The 17,881-nt window shown below is 36.7% G+C and carries 17 protein-coding genes and 1 other annotated feature; all 17 genes read left to right on the top strand.

Annotated elements, in window-relative coordinates; translation table 11 throughout:
• The first annotated feature begins 448 nt into the window (after positions 1-448).
• A complete protein-coding gene (locus BEN26_RS04230; RefSeq protein ID WP_068723052.1) occupies positions 449-1,018 on the top strand; it encodes a GNAT family N-acetyltransferase in 570 nt (189 codons plus the stop codon).
• Positions 1,003-1,560, top strand: coding sequence for a GNAT family N-acetyltransferase (locus tag BEN26_RS04225; RefSeq protein WP_069797319.1), 558 nt, complete (start codon positions 1,003-1,005; stop codon positions 1,558-1,560). The genes BEN26_RS04230 and BEN26_RS04225 overlap by 16 nt, the downstream gene beginning before the upstream one ends.
• Before the next feature lie 97 nt (positions 1,561-1,657).
• Positions 1,658-1,907 (top strand) — a binding site (T-box leader).
• A gap of 52 nt (positions 1,908-1,959) precedes the next feature.
• Entirely contained in the window at positions 1,960-4,620 is a 2,661-nt protein-coding gene (locus BEN26_RS04220; protein WP_069797317.1) for a valine--tRNA ligase, read from the top strand.
• Positions 4,621-4,645: 25 nt separating this feature from the next.
• On the top strand, positions 4,646-5,977 hold the full coding sequence (locus BEN26_RS04215; RefSeq protein WP_069797314.1) for a bifunctional folylpolyglutamate synthase/dihydrofolate synthase: 1,332 nt from the start codon (positions 4,646-4,648) through the stop codon (positions 5,975-5,977).
• Between the two features lie 15 nt (positions 5,978-5,992).
• Entirely contained in the window at positions 5,993-7,381 is a 1,389-nt protein-coding gene (gene murC, locus BEN26_RS04210; RefSeq protein ID WP_069797312.1) for a UDP-N-acetylmuramate--L-alanine ligase, read from the top strand.
• Between the two features lie 186 nt (positions 7,382-7,567).
• On the top strand, positions 7,568-9,223 hold the full coding sequence (locus BEN26_RS04205) for a GspE/PulE family protein (protein ID WP_069797310.1): 1,656 nt from the start codon (positions 7,568-7,570) through the stop codon (positions 9,221-9,223).
• Positions 9,224-9,234: 11 nt separating this feature from the next.
• On the top strand, positions 9,235-10,272 hold the full coding sequence (locus tag BEN26_RS04200; RefSeq protein ID WP_069797308.1) for a type IV pilus twitching motility protein PilT: 1,038 nt from the start codon (positions 9,235-9,237) through the stop codon (positions 10,270-10,272).
• Positions 10,273-10,285: 13 nt separating this feature from the next.
• Positions 10,286-11,497, top strand: a complete 1,212-nt coding sequence (locus BEN26_RS04195) for a type II secretion system F family protein (RefSeq protein WP_068723063.1) — start codon at positions 10,286-10,288, stop codon at positions 11,495-11,497.
• An 85-nt stretch (positions 11,498-11,582) separates the two neighbouring features.
• Positions 11,583-11,945 carry a competence type IV pilus major pilin ComGC gene (locus BEN26_RS04190; RefSeq protein WP_068723065.1) on the top strand — a complete coding sequence of 121 codons (363 nt, stop codon included), beginning with the start codon at positions 11,583-11,585 and terminating at the stop codon, positions 11,943-11,945.
• An 82-nt stretch (positions 11,946-12,027) separates the two neighbouring features.
• Entirely contained in the window at positions 12,028-12,780 is a 753-nt protein-coding gene (locus tag BEN26_RS04185; protein WP_069797307.1) for a prepilin peptidase, read from the top strand.
• A 23-nt stretch (positions 12,781-12,803) separates the two neighbouring features.
• A complete protein-coding gene (locus BEN26_RS04180; RefSeq protein WP_068723067.1) occupies positions 12,804-13,166 on the top strand; it encodes a prepilin-type N-terminal cleavage/methylation domain-containing protein in 363 nt (120 codons plus the stop codon).
• Complete coding sequence (locus tag BEN26_RS04175) at positions 13,166-13,654, top strand: prepilin-type N-terminal cleavage/methylation domain-containing protein (protein ID WP_308789519.1); 489 nt, start codon at positions 13,166-13,168, stop codon at positions 13,652-13,654. The genes BEN26_RS04180 and BEN26_RS04175 overlap by 1 nt, the downstream gene beginning before the upstream one ends.
• Before the next feature lie 11 nt (positions 13,655-13,665).
• Positions 13,666-14,322: a pilus assembly PilX N-terminal domain-containing protein gene (locus BEN26_RS04170; RefSeq protein ID WP_069797303.1), complete on the top strand. Its 657-nt coding sequence runs from the start codon at positions 13,666-13,668 to the stop codon at positions 14,320-14,322.
• Between the two features lie 58 nt (positions 14,323-14,380).
• On the top strand, positions 14,381-15,421 hold the full coding sequence (pilM, locus tag BEN26_RS04165; RefSeq protein WP_069797301.1) for a type IV pilus biogenesis protein PilM: 1,041 nt from the start codon (positions 14,381-14,383) through the stop codon (positions 15,419-15,421).
• Positions 15,405-16,061 (top strand): PilN domain-containing protein, encoded by a 657-nt coding sequence (locus BEN26_RS04160; RefSeq protein ID WP_181482189.1) that lies wholly within the window; start codon positions 15,405-15,407, stop codon positions 16,059-16,061. The genes pilM and BEN26_RS04160 overlap by 17 nt, the downstream gene beginning before the upstream one ends.
• The gene (pilO, locus tag BEN26_RS04155; protein ID WP_069797297.1) at positions 16,054-16,680 is read left to right on the top strand and encodes a type 4a pilus biogenesis protein PilO; all 627 of its coding nucleotides are present in this window, start codon (positions 16,054-16,056) and stop codon (positions 16,678-16,680) included. The genes BEN26_RS04160 and pilO overlap by 8 nt, the downstream gene beginning before the upstream one ends.
• Positions 16,681-16,806: 126 nt before the next feature.
• A partial coding sequence (locus BEN26_RS04150) for an SPOR domain-containing protein (protein WP_181482188.1) occupies positions 16,807-17,881 on the top strand: 1,075 nt, incomplete at its 3' end.

The following is a 17,881-nucleotide window of genomic DNA, read 5'->3' as shown; positions in this document are numbered from 1 at the left end:
AAAATAAGGTTCTCAAAAATTGCAAAACAATAAGAGGAAAGAGGATTGTACGAAGGATTAAACGAAACCTTTTCAACCCATCCATATGACCACACATCCTTTACGTTATCATTTGGGTTTGTATATTCCTTAATCAGCAATTACCCTATTTTATATCTTCTATACTTTATGTAGTAAAGATCCATTTGGTTAATATCAGAACTTTTAAAAAATATTCCAATTTTATATTGACATGCGATATAAATGTCAATATAATAATTTCTAACAATGGAAGGGAAACTAGGGTTCCGTTTGCAAAGGCAAAGACAGGTCCGAGCGATTCCAAGCTTTTTGCTACACCGTGGGGATAAAAGACTCGTGCGGTAAGTTCCAATGGTGAACTTATCAGGAACGAGTCTTTTTTGTTTTACCATGATAAAGAATTAAATAAAAAAGGGGGAGGGTTATGATGTTAAAAGGAAAGCTGGTTCAATTAAAAGCGGTAGAAAGAGAAAATCTATCCAAATACCTAGAATGGGTGAATGATCCAGAAGTCACCCAATATTTATCACCACAAACACGTTTTCCAAAGACGCTTGCAGAGGAACATCGTTGGTACGATAACCTTTTAAAGCAGGATGATAAGTTTGTCTTTTCCATTTATACGCGAGCAGATGATCGAATGATTGGAAGTGTTGGGTTACATTCTATTAGTTGGAAAAATCAATGGGCAATCGCAGGGATTTTTATAGGAGATAAAGATTATTGGGGGAAAGGATATGGAACAGAGGCTTTTCGTTTATGTCTCTATATAGGGTTTCAAGAATTAGGATTACAGCGAGTTGAATTAGGGGTTTATGCTTTTAATGAAAGAGCGATCAAAAGCTATCAAAAGCTTGGCTTTGTTGAAGAAGGTAGAAGAAGAAGATTTTTGTACCGCAATGGTCAATTTTACGATGAAGTGATGATGTCTATTCTTCGAGAAGAGTACCTTGAACGCTACCAAAAGGAGGATGAAGAGAGATGGAAAACCTTTTAAAAGGAAAGAGAGTTCAGCTTAAGACCATCGATCCAGAAAAGGCACCATTATTTAACCAATGGTTTAATGATCCTCACATTACGGAAAATTTGCAATGGGGTACCCTTCCTATGCCAATGGAGTTATCCAAGAATTTTGGGGATCAGGCTCAACAACCCTCAAAAACAGATCAACACTTTTCTATCCATGCACTAGATCTTCCTGAGGGAGAGGAATCCTATATCGGCCATATTAGCTTACATCATATCGATTGGCGGAATCGAGTCGCTGAATTAGGAATTGTGATAGGCGATCAGAAGCACTTAAGTAAAGGTTATGGAACTGATGCAATCAAAACGCTACTTCACTTCACTTTTATGGAAATGAACTTAAACAAAGTGGTGTTACGTCATTATCAATTTAATGAAAGGGGACATCGAGCTTATCTTAAAGCCGGTTTTAAAGAAGAGGGACGCTTACGTCAGCAGCTTTACCGTCATGGTAGGTTTTGGGATGTGATCTATATGGGTATATTAAAAGATGAGTTCATGAACAACCAATGACCTACTTTCATAGAATAATTGTAAAAAGAAATTTGACTTTATCTTTTGTTGTGATTACAATATAGTTAAATATTTTGTCGGTTAACATGTAAATAGAGGAATAACCATGAAAGGGAGGAGTAAGTAACCTTACCTTCAAGAGAGGGAAACCATTAGCTGTAAGGTTTCCTAAGGCAGAAGTTACTGAAGGTCGCCCTGAAGTTGTCCATTTGAAATGATGTAGAATGGACCGGATCATCAACCGTTACTGATTGAGTGCATGAACACACAAATAGACCTAGGTCTAAGCTAGTTGTGTTTCATGAACAAAGGTGGCACCGCGAAAACAAACTCTTTTCGTCCTTTGGGATGGAAAGGGTTTTTTATATTTTATGGGTATTATGAATAGGAGGAAAATAAATGGCTGAACAACTTGAATTACAAATCCCAACTCAATACGATCCGAAGGATATTGAGAAAAAGTGGTATGAATATTGGTTAGAGCACGAATTTTTTAAAGCAGGCAAAGATACATCAAAACAACCCTATAGTATTGTGATTCCACCACCCAATGTGACAGGGATGTTGCATATTGGTCATGCATTGGACTTCTCTTTACAGGATATCATCATTCGGATGAAGCGAATGCAGGGATATGACGCTTTATGGTTACCAGGAACAGATCACGCTGGAATAGCGACGCAAGCCAAAGTAGAGGCAAAGCTTCGAGAAGAAGGGATTAGCCGCTATGATCTTGGTCGGGAAAAATTTCTTGAGCACGCATGGGAATGGAAAGAAAAGTATGCTAATCGAATTCATGAACAATGGGCCAAATTAGGACTCTCTTTAGATTATTCTAGAGAGCGTTTTACCCTTGATGAAGGCTTATCCCAAGCAGTTCGTAAGGTTTTTGTTAGTCTTTATGAAAAAGGACTCATCTATCGTGGAAAATATATTATTAACTGGGATCCAGAAGCAAGAACCGCTTTATCAGATATTGAAGTAGAATATAAAGAAATCATGGGTGCATTATATCATATGAAATACCCACTGAAGGATGGAAGTGGTCATATTGTCGTTGCCACTACTCGTCCTGAAACCATGTTAGGGGATACTGCGGTTGCTGTGCATCCAAATGATGAACGTTATCAACATTTAATCGGCAAAACGGTAGTCTTACCTATTACAGGCCGTGAGGTTCCAATTATTGCAGACGAATATGTTGAAAAAGAGTTTGGAAGTGGTGCAGTAAAAATAACACCTGCCCATGATCCGAATGACTTTGAAATTGGCTTACGTCATCAACTTCCACAGGTTTTAGTGATGGATGAATCAGGACATATGAACGAGAATGCTGGAAAATATCAAGGCATGGATCGTTTTGAATGTCGTAAACAAATTGTCAAAGATCTTCAGGAACAAGGGATTCTTTTTAAAATTGAAGAACATCTTCATTCTGTTGGACATAGTCAACGAACAGGGGCGGTTGTTGAACCCTATTTATCTACCCAATGGTTTGTGAAGATGAAGCCTCTGGCAGAAAAAGCAATTCAACAACAAAAAAGCGGTAATGGTGTTCACTTTGTACCAGAACGTTTTGAAAAGATCTATCTAAATTGGATTGAAAATATTCGCGACTGGTGTATTTCCAGACAATTATGGTGGGGTCATCGTATACCTGCTTGGTACTGTGAAGATTGTGGCGAAACAATCGTCCAAATGGAAGAGCCAAAATCATGTTCAAACTGTGGCAATTCCCTTCTTAATCAAGATGAAGATGTCTTAGACACTTGGTTTAGTTCTGGTTTATGGCCATTTTCGACGATGGGGTGGCCAGAGCAAACGGAAGATTTACAAAGATTTTACCCAACAGATGTATTGGTAACTGGATATGACATCATCTTCTTCTGGGTAGCACGAATGATCTTTACTGCCCTAGAATTTACAGGAGAAAATCCATTTAAAGATGTTTATATTCATGGCTTGGTTCGTGATAGTGAAGGAAGAAAAATGTCCAAATCCTTAGGAAATGGAATTGATCCAATCGAAGTGATTGATCAATATGGTGCAGATGCCCTACGTTTCATGCTGGCAACAGGGGGTACGCCTGGGCAAGACTTAAGATTCCATTTTGAAAGGGTAGAAGCTGCCCGCAATTTTGCAAATAAAATTTGGAATGCTTCCCGTTTTACCATCATGAACTTAGGCGATTTTTCTGTAAAAGATATTGATTTATCAGGTACATTAACGTCTGCGGATCAATGGATTTTACATCGTTTTAATGAAACAGTAAAAGATGTCACAAGACTGTTAGAACAATATGAATTTGGTGAGGCTGGAAGAATGTTGACCAACTTCATATGGGATGAATTTTGTGACTGGTATATTGAATTAGCCAAACTTCCTTTATATGGTGACCATGAGCAAGCGAAGAAAACGACGAAATCGGTTCTTACCTATGTCTTAGATCGTACCTTACGTTTGTTACACCCTTATATGCCATTTATTACAGAAGAGATTTGGCAACACCTTCCACATGAAGGGGAAAGTATTACTCTAGCAAGCTGGCCAGAATATCGTGAAGAATTTGTTAATGAACAAGCAGCTAAAGAAATGGTATTATTAATGGATGTGATCCGCTCTGTTCGTAATATCCGTGCAGAAGTCAATGTGCCATTAAGTAAAAAAATTCAGCTTCTCATTAAACCAGTGAATAAAACCAATGAAGAGATTTTACTCAAAGGAATCTCATATATTAAAAAGTTCTGTAATCCAGAAACCTTAGAAATCTCTACAGAGGTTACTTCACCTGAAAAAGCAATGTCCGCCATCGTGACAGGAGCAGAGATTTACTTGCCTTTAGCTGGCTTAATTGACATTAGTCAAGAAATAAGCAGATTGGAAAAAGAATTAGAGACCCTTAATTTTGAAGTAGAACGAGTTCAAAAGAAATTAGCTAATAAAGGTTTTGTAGATAAAGCACCTGCTGACGTTGTAGCCAAAGAAAAAGAAAAAGAGCAAGACTATCTAGAAAAAAGAGACAAAGTATTAGCAAGAATCAAAGAGCTAAAAATGTCATAGTATATTTTGAGAGTGGTGGATTGTCATGGGGTTAGGTAAAGTGAGAACAAAGGAAGAAGCAATTGAATGGATTCACAGTTTAAAAACATTAGGGATTAAACCAGGACTAGATCGTATGGAATGGATGTTAGAGAGATTAGACCATCCTGAACGAAGGGTTAAATTTGTCCATGTTGCAGGGACGAACGGTAAAGGGTCAACAGTAAGCTTTATTAGCCAAGTCTTAAGGAAATCTGGTTATAAAGTAGGTACCTTTACCTCTCCTTATTTAATTGAATTTACCAATCGAATTCAAGTAAATGGCAAGGATATTTCAGGCGAGGACTTAGTTAAGACCTTAAATCAGGTGATCCCTTTAGCTGAAGAGCTCTCCCATTTGGAATTGGGGGCGCCAACTGAGTTTGAAGTGGTAACAGCGATTGCTATTCAATATTTTGCGACTATAGCTTATCCTGATGTAGTGGTTTGGGAAACAGGGCTTGGAGGAAGGCTAGATTCCACCAATGTGGTTCACCCTATTGTATCTGTGATCACTAATGTGGGATACGATCATATGAATCTATTAGGAGATACCATCAAAGAAATTGCATGGGAAAAGGCGGGGATTATCAAACCAGGTGTTCCTGTTATTTCCGGGGTTGAAGATGAAGAGGCTTTACAAGTGATCAAGGAAATGGCTGCGTCTAAAAAAGCCCCAATTTATCAGTTAAATGAACACTTTACTTTTACTGCCAATAAAATAAATCAAGAGGGAAGTTCCTTTGATTTTACAGACCCTTTTTTGACCATGCCTGAGATTCAAATTAGGATGTTAGGCCCACACCAAGTGAAAAATGCGGCTGTCTCACTTATGGCATTAGATGTTTTGCGGCAGTTCTATGCTTTCTATATAGATGAAGAGGCATTTTATTCAGGGATGAAAAGCACGTTTTGGCCAGGCCGATTAGAAGTGCTTTCTGAACAGCCTAAAATCGTGATCGATGGTGCTCATAATCCTGAAGGGGCTAAAAGCTTAGCAGAGACCATTTCTCTATTTTCTTATCAGCGCTGTATCATGGTTACAGGGATTTTAGCAGATAAAGCGATTAGCAACTTTTATCAAGCGATACTTCCCATTGCTGATCTGCTGATTGTGACAGAACCTGATTTTCCAAGAGCAGCAAAAACAGAAGACGTAAGAAATAAGATTCATTCTATTGATCAACAAAAAGAAGTGATAGAGATTTCTAATTGGCAACAAGCTGTTGATCGGGCGATTCAAATGGCTGACCCTGATGATCTAGTGATCATTACTGGGTCATTGTATATGATTTCTGATGTTCGTCGATTTCTTTTAAACGAACGTGAAAAGAATTGAAGGTTGGTGAATAAGGTGAATAAAACACAACATGTTCATTTTATTGGGATTGGTGGCTATGGAATGAGTGCCATTGCTCGCGTCATGCTTGATTTAGGATATCAAGTAAGCGGTTCTGATGTCACTCGTAAGGATTTAACAGATAAGTTAGGTGCTAGGGGAGCAAATATTTTTATTGGCCATCACGAATCCAATATTGACGGTGCGGAATTAGTTGTCTATTCCACAGATATCCCAAAAAACAATGTCGAATTGCTAGCAGCGGAGAAACAGAATATTCCTCTTATTCACAGATCTGAAATGTTGGCAAGACTTTTAAATGAAAAGAAAGGGGTTGCTGTTGCTGGAGCTCATGGAAAAACAACAACCTCCTCAATGATAGCTTTAGTCATGGAATATAATCAATTAGACCCAACCTTTGTAATCGGTGGAGAGGTTTTGAATATTGGCAGTAATGCTAAAGCTGGGAAAGGTGAATATGTGGTTGCTGAAGCCGATGAAAGCGATGGGACTTTTCTGCAATACTTTCCATCAATTGCTGTTGTAACCAATATTGAAGCCGATCATTTAGAAAACTATGATGGAAATTTTGATAATTTAAAAGAAGCTTATTGCAAGTTTCTTAATCAAGTTAAACATGACGGGATCGCTGTCGTGTGCTACGATGATTCTTACATACAAGAGCTTCTTCCAGACTTAAAAGGTAAAGTGATCACATTTGGATTTGATCCAAAGGCAGATATGTATGCAAAAGAGCTTACTTTTGTTGATCGAACGGTTTCTTTTACTGCTGTTTATCATGGAAAAGAGTTAGGGCAAGTGCAATTATCAATTCCTGGTAAACATAATATTTTAAATGCAATGGCTACCCTGATTGTTGGTCTTGAAGCAGACATTTCCTTTGAAGGAATTGCTCGGGCTTTACATGAATTCACAGGAGCAAAAAGAAGATTCCAAGTGATTGGGGAATATAATGGAATGACAGTTGTTGATGACTATGCCCATCATCCTACAGAAATTCAAGCGACGATTAGTGCTGCCAAAGCAACTGAAAAGAGAATTGTAGCTGTATTTCAACCTCAACGTTATACACGTACCTTTTTCCTTTTAGATCAATTTAGCCGTGCTTTTGCAGAAGCAGACGAAGTAATCATCACCAATATCTATTCTCCTGCGGGTGATAATAAGATTGAAGGGGTTAATGCTCAAAAATTGGTGGAATTAATCCGCCAAAACAGTAATGGAAACGTGAAATTTTTTCCTACAAAAGAAGAAGTATTCGACTATTTAGTTGAATCATCAAGACCAAATGATCTGATCCTAACGATGGGAGCAGGAGATATTTGGAAGGTAGCTTCCCAACTGGCAGAGGTTTGGAAGAGAAAGAAAAAAGAAATCGAATGATTGTGACCAATGAGGCATCCTTCTTGTTGTGAAGGGTGTCTTTCCTTTTGCCACAGTTTTTTAAAAAAATTTCCTTGATTAACAATTGAATCATTGCAGGGAAACGACTCCTTTTAACGAATATATAAAGATTAAGAATTATAGTTCAATAGTCCTATTCCGAGGGTTGAAGGGTGGATACTTTTTATGGCAAAAAAACGGATCGGAGATATTTTAGTAGAAAGTGGTCTAATTACACAGGAGCAGTTAGAGCAAGCATTAAAGATCCAAAAGCAAACCAAAAAAAGATTAGGAGATACCTTGATTACAAATGGTTTTATTACAGAACAACAATTGATCGAAGTATTAGAATTCCAATTAGGAATCCCTCACGTTAGTTTATATAAATATCAGATCGATCGCTCAATCGCCCAGATTATTCCAGAATCGTTAGCTATTCGTTATCAAGTTATTCCAATTAAAAAAAAAGGAAATAAACTTACTGTTGCCATGGCTGATCCTTTAGATTATTATGCAATTGATGATTTGAGAATGACCACCGGTTTTCAAATTGAACCTGTGATTGCAACCAAAGATGAATTATCAAAAACGATTGATCGCTATTACGGGATGCAGGAAACAGTAAAAGAGATTATGCAACAACTTCCAAAAGAGGAAGATGAAGATGAAGAGAATCAATCGGATGATGCACCGATTCGTCGAATGGTGAATCAAATTATTCAAAATGCCGTTCAGCAACAAGCAAGTGACATCCATTTTGATCCGACAGATCATGAATTAAGGATTCGTTTTCGTGTCGATGGCGTCATTCGTACGGAACAAACGGTATCCAAACATATGCAACCAATTGTAACAGCAAGACTAAAGGTGATGGCGAACCTTAATATTGCTGAAAAACGACTGCCTCAAGATGGCCGTATCCAAATGGTAATTGACCATCGTACCATAGATATTAGGGTTTCTACTCTTCCTACCGTTAATGGTGAAAAAGTAGTTTTAAGATTATTAGATTTAAGTCAAGCAGTAAAACACATTGAACAACTTGGTTTTACAGAAGAGCATGCACAAAAATTTCGCCGAATGTTTAAAAAAGCATATGGATTGATCTTAATTACAGGACCAACTGGTAGTGGGAAAACTTCCACACTCTATGCAGCACTTAATGAATTAAATCATGACGATGTAAATATCATCACTGTAGAAGATCCTGTGGAATATCAACTGCAAGGAGTTAACCAAGTTCAAGTAAATGAAAAAATTGAACTAACGTTTGCTAAAGGTTTAAGATCTATTTTACGTCAAGATCCTAATATTATCATGGTTGGGGAAATTCGTGATACAGAAACGGCAGAAATGGCAATCCGTTCTGCACTAACAGGACATCTGGTTTTAAGTACATTACATACCAATGATGCTGTATCAAGTATGACTCGGTTAATCGATATGGGAATAGAGCCCTTTCTTATCTCTTCTTCTGTAAGTGGCGTGGTTGCCCAAAGGCTAGTTAGAAGGGTTTGTATCGATTGTGCAGAAGAATATAGGCCAACTATTGAGGAACAATTGTTACTTGATCAATATCATATAGAAAAGCCCAAACTATTAAAAGGACGGGGCTGTTCTAAATGCAATCGTACTGGATATCGAGGTAGAATTGCCATTCATGAATTGTTAGAATTAGATGAGCAAATGAAACAAATGATTGTAGAGAAAAAGCCCGATTCAGCCTATAGAGAGTATTTTAAAGAAAAGGGTTTTGTCACGATGGTCGAAGATGGACTGAAAAAGGTACGCCTGGGGCTAACTACGATTTCAGAAGTAATGAGGGCGACGATGAATGATTGAGGTGAATCGATATGTATTCGATTGAAGAGTTAATGCTAGAAGCATTTAAACGACAAGCTTCTGATTTACATATTACAGTAGGGGCAAAACCTACCTTTCGCATTCATGGGAAACTCGTTTCGATGGGGGATACTGTGTTAACCCCTACGGACACGGTAGATTTTTTAAGATCAATTGTAACAGAAAGCCAATACCAAGAGTTTTTAGAAAAGAGAGAATTAGATTTTTCCTATGGAGTCCCTGGTATCTCAAGATTTAGAATCAATGCCTATCAACAAAGAGGGACAATAAGTTTGGCTGTGCGCGTCATTCCTACCAAAATTCCTGGTTTAGAAGAATTAGGGGCTCCTCCAATCTTGAAAACCTTTATTGAAAAACCGCAGGGGTTAATCTTGGTAACAGGACCAACAGGTAGCGGAAAATCAACAACTTTAGCATCCATGATCGATCTGATTAACCAGACTCAAGATAAGCATATTATTACGTTGGAGGATCCGATCGAATACTTACACCGCCATGGAAGAAGTTTAATTGACCAACGTGAGATCGGTGTTGATTCTTCTAGTTTTGCAACTGCATTGCGCTCCTCCTTACGTCAAGACCCAGATGTTATTTTAGTAGGAGAAATGAGAGATTTAGAAACCATTTCAACTGCTATTACTGCAGCAGAAACAGGCCATTTGGTTTTTGCTACCTTACATACGACTGATGCAGCGAATACAATCGACCGAATCATCGATGTATTTCCTGCCTACCAACAATCACAAATTCGTATTCAGCTTGCATCGGTTTTAGTAGGAATCATCTCACAAAGGCTAATACCAACGATTGATGAAAAAGGTCGAGTGGTGGCAATGGAGATTTTGGTGAATACACCTGCAGTAGCCAATCTGATACGCACGGAAAAGGTTCATCAAATTAAAACCGTGATGCAAACAGGAAAAGGGTTTGGTATGCAAACGATGGATATGGCATTAAAGCAATTAGTTGCACAAGGGAAAATTAATGATGAGATAGCAAAAAAAGTAGTACTTAATTGGAATGTATAAGTAGGTGAGAAGGATGGCCCAATTTCAATATCTAGTCGTTGATCGAAAAGGAAATCGAATCAATGGGACCATCGAAAGCGATCGACGAGATATGGCGATTATGGAATTAAAAAATCAAGGCTTCTATATTCTACAAATTAAAAAATCGAGAACCAATGCTTTAAAAAGAGAAATTGAAATTGGAAAAATAGTCAAAGTGGAAGAATTAGTAGTATTCATTAGACAGTTAGCTACCTTAATCAAAGCAGGGGTTACAATTATTGATGCCTTATTTGTTTTAACTGAACAGACAGAAAACAAAAAATTTCGTAAAATCCTACGACAAATTGAAGCAGATGTGCGAAATGGAGAAACCTTCTCTTCAGCACTTTCCAACCACCCTAAAATTTTTCCTGTTTTAATCATCAACATGGTAAGAGCAGGGGAAATTTCCGGGAATTTAGATGAAACTTTAAATGGTGTTGCCATTTTTTTAGAGAAAGAGAGTAACACAAGGAAAAAGGTAAAATCGGCTTTAACCTATCCAACAGTGGTCAGTATCTTTGCCGTTCTCGTAACCATCTTTTTACTAATTAAAGTAGTACCAGGGTTTGTGAATATGTATGCCGATTTTGGTGCGGAGCTTCCACTCCCAACGAGGATTGTGATTGGAATCAGTAACTTTTTTATCCATCAGTTGTATATGCTGATCGGATTTGTTCTTCTTATCGTTGGTTCTTTATATATGGTTAGTAAAAACCTGAAATGGAAATACTATTTAGATTATGCGAAATTAAAAATTCCTGTATTTGGTAAGTTGATGCAAAAATCGGCTTTATCCAGATTTTCAAGAACCTTTAGTACCTTATTAGCGAGTGCCGTACCGATTCTTCAGGCCTTAACGATGGTGAGTCAAGTGGTGAATAACGAAGCGATTGCAAAACCAATTCGCGATGCAAGAGACCATTTGCGCCAAGGCAATCCTTTACACGAACCTTTGAAAAAAAATCCGCTTTTCCCACCATTATTAACACATATGATGGCGATTGGAGAAGAAACGGGTTCGATTGATGAAATGTTGAATAAAGTGGCGGATTTTTATGAAGCTGACGTAGAAACGATGACAGACCAATTAAAATCATTGATTGAGCCATTGATGATCGTTTTTTTAACGGTGATTGTCGGTACAATAATACTGGCTGTCATTATGCCGATGTTTGGAATTTATAATCTGATTGGGAGTTAGTGTGGCCGAGAGTGCGATCCTCAGTGGCCACAACAAAGTTAATACTTTTATGTAAAGATAAAAAGAGAAATGGGAGGTGAGAACCATGAGAGAAATGATACGTAAACATGTAAAGAATCAACGCGGTGTTACTTTAATTGAGTTACTGGCTGTTATTGTGATCTTAGGTATTATTGCAGCAGTGGCTGTTCCGGTAGTTGTTAATCAGATCTCTGATGCTGGCAAGAATACTGACGAAGCATCAATAGCAATTATAGCAGATGCTGTTCAAAGGGCAGCTATTAAGGGAGACATTACAACTCCAACTTCAGAAACTGAACCGGTTCAATTAAGTGTATTAGTTGACAAGGGATATTTAAAAGAAGTTCCCGTACCAAAAGAAAAAGGTAAGACTAATTTTAGTGCTACAATTGATTCTAATGGAAAAGTGACTGTAACTGCAAACTAAAATAAACTTATACTCAATTATCTTCAGGTGCCAACTTTCCTGAGTTGGCACTTCCCTATTTTTTAAAAATCGAGGGATCTCTATGAATTTACTATTTTGGACAATCTATATTCTCTTAACCTTATTTATCGGCTCATTTTTAAATGTAGTCGCTTTACGCATACCCAAAAATGAATCGATTATTTATCCACCTTCCCATTGCCCATCTTGTCAACATCGTTTATCTGTACTAGATTTAATTCCTGTTTTAAGCTACATCGGGTTAAAGGGAAAGTGTCGATATTGTCGGGTTAAGATTTCTCCTATTTATCCATTAGGAGAGCTTTTGACTCTTGTTCTATTTTTTTTGATTCAGTTTTCTTTTGATTTTTCTAAGGAGCTTATCATCGCTTATCCTTTTGCTATGATCATGATCGCCGCTACCTTAAGCGATCTTAAGTATCAAGTGATTCCTAACCGTATTACTTATTTTGGGATCGCCTTATTTTTGATTCTTCGTTTTTGGATTCATCCATTATCGATTTGGAATTATTGGATTGGCGCAGTTTTAGGTGGAGGGTTACTCTTACTAATTGCTATTTTAAGTCGAGGTGGAATGGGTGGTGGGGATATTAAGTTATTCTTCCTCATTGGCTTGGTCTTAGGATGGCAAAACACCTTGCTGGCACTCTTTTTGTCGACAGGAATCGGTGCCGTGATTGGTGGAATCCTGATGTTATTAGGGGTTGTAAAACAAAAGCAATTGATTCCTTTTGGACCTTTTATTTTTATTGGAACAATGATTACTTATTTCCTTGGAAATCAAATCTGGCAGTGGTATCTTGGGTTATATTAACAATTCAAAAGGAGGTAGTACCTTTGAAAAATCAATATATACAGAATCAAAAGGGGATTACCCTGATTGAATTACTTGCTGCCATTACTATTTTAGCAATCATCATTATTCCTGTTTTTCAGCTATTGGGGTATAGTTATTCCTCCTACATCGATGATCTAAGAAAAGTAAAAGCTATTTCGCTTGCTCAAAAGTATATGGAAGAAGCAAAGATCGATTCAAAAATGGCTGGGGTTTATACAGACGAGTCATATAAAACACAAGTAGAAGTAAGTAAAAATAATCAATCGAAATTGGATCAAATCAAAGTAAGTGTCTATTGGCAAAATATTGATCCAAATCAACGTTTGACCTTTTTAATGACAGAAGTAAGGGATCCAAAATGATGAGAAAATACTTTAGGAATCAAAAAGGGGTTACATTAATTGAACTATTAGCTGTGATTATGATCCTAAGTGTGATTATTTTGGCGATCTCTTCTGTTCAACTTTACTTTCTAAAAAGTCATAAAGAAATCAATGAAGGCTCTTTTAAAAATGATGAGTCCGCTTTTTTTATTCAATGGTTTTCCAATCAAGTCCGAGATGCTAGTGACATAACTATTCAGACAGATTTCTTAGGAAATGCCATATCAGTCACGATTACAAAAAATATTGAACCATCCATTTCAATTGAATATGATCAAGTTACGAAAAAAATCAAAATGAAAGACTCTGAACTTACCTTGTTGAAAGATGTTTCTTCCTTTCAAGTTGTAAAAAGAATACAAGGGAACAGAATAGGTGTTAACCTTTCAATAGAATTTCTGAATCAAAATCAATCTGCTCCTATTGAAATAACCATTTTTTCTCAAGTAGATGATAAAAAGAATTAAGGATGAGATCCATGTGCCAAATCAAGAATCAATTGAATAAAGAGAATGGTTCTGCACTCATCATGGTCCTATTATTCACAACGATCATTGGTATATTAGGGACAAGCTTGCTATATGTTTTATTTACACATCATCAAAATGTATTAAAAGAAGAATTAAAAATGCAAGCATATTACGCTGCAGAGGCAGGGATAGCGAGGGGAATTGATCTTATTGGTCTATTTGCTGGACAAGAAGAAGATGAAGTAGATGGTGAGAAAAATAATAATGGAAATGGGAATGAGAATGGGAACGGTAAGAAAATAGGACTTAAAAACCGTGATACGATCTCTGAATTCCCGTTAACTGATACGATATTATCTGAAGATAAGATAAAATTAGAGTTTCAAGTCGTTCAAGATGGAGAACACTTAATTTCCACAGGAACGGCGACAAACGGCAATCTAGTTTATTCCACAAAGATCACTGTTGAGTTTGATTTCACCGCGACAAATGGCAACCATTATGGTTGGTATAAGTGGCTTGATGAAATTGACAAACAAAAGAAGGAAAAAGATAAAGACAAAGAAAACATACAAGATGAAGGCAATGATAACGGAAACCACAATGGTTGGAATAAAGGGTACAAGGTAAAGGGTCTAAGCATTATAAGCTGGAAAGTAGATTAAGCATTTTATTATCATTTGAACAAGATATTGTTTTTGACGGGGAGGAGGTAGGATCAACATGAGAAATATTTTTTCAAAAAAACAACGGCTATTATCGATTGTATTTGAAGAGCACAAGATTCGTTTTTTAGAAGCTTCGATAATAGAAAGGGAAATCTCTACCGTTCATCAAGTATTTTCCATAGAAAATTCCATCGTAGATGAAGGTGGGATACTAGATAAAAAGAAATGGACGGAGTTGTTAAAAACTCAAGTAAAACAATATAAGATTAAAGCTAAATCGGTACATCTTGTGATTCCAAGTTCATTCATTATTGTCCGACAGCTTACTTTGCCTGACGTGCAAGAAAAAGATTTAAAGCAAATGGTACAATTCGAAATAGGGAGTACTATCCATCTTCCGTTTGAACAACCGATTATAGACCTAGTAAAAATAAAAACAAAAGAACCAATATTGAATGAAGAAGGGGAATTGGCTGCCCAAGTCGTATTAGTAGCTGCACCAGGTCAACTCATTTATCCACTGGTTGAAGGGCTGCAAGAAAACCGTTTGAAAGCAAAAATCATCGATATTCCAGCCTTAAGCCTTTATCGTTTGTTTAAACAGCTACATCCACAACTAAAGGATGAACCGATCCTTCTGTCATATGTAACAAAAGAAGGCATCGATATTCATATCTTAGATGAAGGAATTGTTTGGTTTACTCGGCATATTCCCATGGTTATTACATCGTTTTTATCTGATTTGTCGGTTGAAGAAGTTTTGGATGCAAAAACCTTGTTGGAAAGAATTCAAAAGAAGGAGAATTACCAATCCTATGTCTTCGACTTAGGAAATGAAATAGAGCGGGCCATCAATTTCTTCCAATATACCTTAAACAAGAGGGACAAACGAATGAAAGGATGTTGGATTGCTACTGATCTTCCTTTTACGGATAGTTTCTACCAATACTTACAAGAGCGAATTGATGTTACTGTTCATCAGTTGACTTGTCAGCCTAAACAAATCAATGTTCCTATGACTAATGAACAATTATTGGGATATGAAGTGGCTGCTGGTATGCTTTTTAAAGAGGTGAGACATGGCCATGGAAATTAATTTATTACCACAGGTGCCGACAACTAAAAAATTTCTTTGGCCGATAGCAGTTGTAATAGGTTTGATTGTCATTGTCTATAGTTCCTTTGTAGGGCTACAAATCTGGAGTAAATCTAACCAGTTAACGAGTCAAACGCAGATATTAGAGCAACTAAAAAAAGAACGTAAGGCTTCTACAAATCAATTAAATCAATTGAGGCAAGAACGTCAATTGCCTGCTCTTTATTTAGAAACCATAAAACAGTTAGATTCGGCTCATATCAATTGGATATCATTAGTAGATGAGATTAGCAAAAAATTACCAAAAGATGGAAATATTATTAGCATGAGCTGGAAAAATAATGGGAAAATAGAGATGATCGGTTATTTTCATTCATTAGAAAGAGTGGGACAATATATTCAATGGTTAAATCAAATCGAATGGATAAAGGAAGCTAATTTTATTAACACACAGGAAACAACGACACAGGAAACGTATATCCAAGACATATTGGTTTCTGAAAGCAATCTTACAATAACAAAGGAACCTACAGAAACGTTGATACAACCACCTGAAATAGACGTTTATCAAATTACAATTCAAATCGATCTTAATCTTCCATCCTTAGCCATAAAGGAGGGGAATTATAAGAATGAATGAAGGTAAAAAAGCATTACTTCTCCTCTTCGCCTTTTTTGTATTGATGGGAAGCTTTTACTTTTATAAAGTGAATCGGTTAGATAAACAAATCGACCAGATCGTAAATGAGATTGAGCAAGAAAAAGAACTATCCACCTTGACATCAGATCAAATAGCCAAAATAAAAAAACAACCGATCTCTAAGGAAGTTACTAATTATTCTGTCCATTTACCTGCGAATAAAGGGGTACCTCAGATTTTGTTGTATTTAAATCAAATAGCAGACAAGAATGATATCGATATACTCACGATTAATATGGATGAAATGCAAAGACAGTCAAATCAAGCTAAAAGTTCGGAGCAACCAACTAATGGATTGCAAACTCTAGCAATTCAGTTAAAGCTAGAGGGAGATTATGATAGAATGAGAGCTTTTATTCAAGATGTTTATGAATCGGAGCGATTGATTGATTTAGTCAATTGGAAATGGGAAGTAAGTGGAGAAAGCGAAGCAAGCACTAAACTGACAGCAGAATTAACGTTATATACCTATTTTTACCCTGAGATGAAAGACTTGATTCCAAACCTTCCAGCCATCCCAACTTACAAACCTGAAAATAAAACAAATCCAATAAAATAAGTTTGTACAATCCAACGCGCTGCGTTGTCCGTGTATTTCTTTCTACTTTTTTTGTTCTCCATGTTCTATTAATCTTCTAAATACATATATATGGGATTAAGAGATTAGGACAAGGAGTGTTTGAGGATGGACAAACCAAAAGTAAATGTAAGAGCATGGAAACCTCTTGATAAAAGAAATAAGGAAACGATTACCTGGAATATGGAAAAGGAACTAACGATACCAAGTGTAAAACCCACCCTATCGAAAAAAGAACCTACAGAACCCCTATTATTACCTATCGAATTACTAAATCAAAATATAAAAAACGAAAAGCAAAGCGAAAAGAAAAGTGAAAAAAGAGATGAAAACATCTTGGAAAAAGAACATTCGAAACCTAAATATGATATTGAAATTGATGAACAATTAGAAAATCGCCAAATGTATAATGATCAACTACTACCTAGGAATAGTTCAAAGAGAAAAAGAAATTCTTCCCACTCGAATTTACTTTGGCTAAAAACGTTTGCAGCAGGAGTAAGTGCCATTGCAACTGGGTTATTATTTGGTTGGATCGTCCTTCAATATTTTGTTTATCCAATGATGAATGGTGATGCGGCCCCTACTACCCCTCCGATCAATGAAATTTCTGTGGTGAATAATCCTGAACAGAATCAAGGAGCTATTGCATTGGTTCCAGAGCAATTCATGTATATGATTCAAGCTGGGGTATTTTCTGACCAAACTGGGGCGCAAAATGTGATCAATACGCTTGTGAATAAAGGGAAAGTAGGTGTGGTAACAAATAGCGCACCTTACCGGGTATTTATGGGGATTGCAATAAGAAAAGAAAACGCAGATAAGTTAAAAGAAATCTTAACAGAAAGCGGTATGGAAGCCTATGTAAAAGAGTATGTGATCCCTGCTTTTAACGGTAATATGTCAAAGCAAACAGCTGAAAGCTTCACAAAATGGATCAATACAGGCGAGCAACTAGTCACTCTTTTAACCGACCAATCAGTAAAAATGTTAACTAATCTAAACGAGAAGGTAGAAGATGCTACAATCATTAAAAGTCACCAAGAATTTATCAATGAGGGTCAAGTATTAACTGGTTTACTTACACAGGATAATCAATTAAACGAACAAAATATCGTACAAAAAATGACGGAGCAGATGAACTATGCGATAACCGCACTGAATGCATACAAAAAAAATCCCA

This window comes from Tepidibacillus sp. HK-1, assembly GCF_001748485.2.
Lineage (GTDB): Bacteria > Bacillota > Bacilli > Tepidibacillales > Tepidibacillaceae > Tepidibacillus_B > Tepidibacillus_B infernus.
The sequence above is the reverse complement of the archived record's forward strand: the minus strand, read 5'-3'. Positions and strand labels throughout refer to the sequence as shown.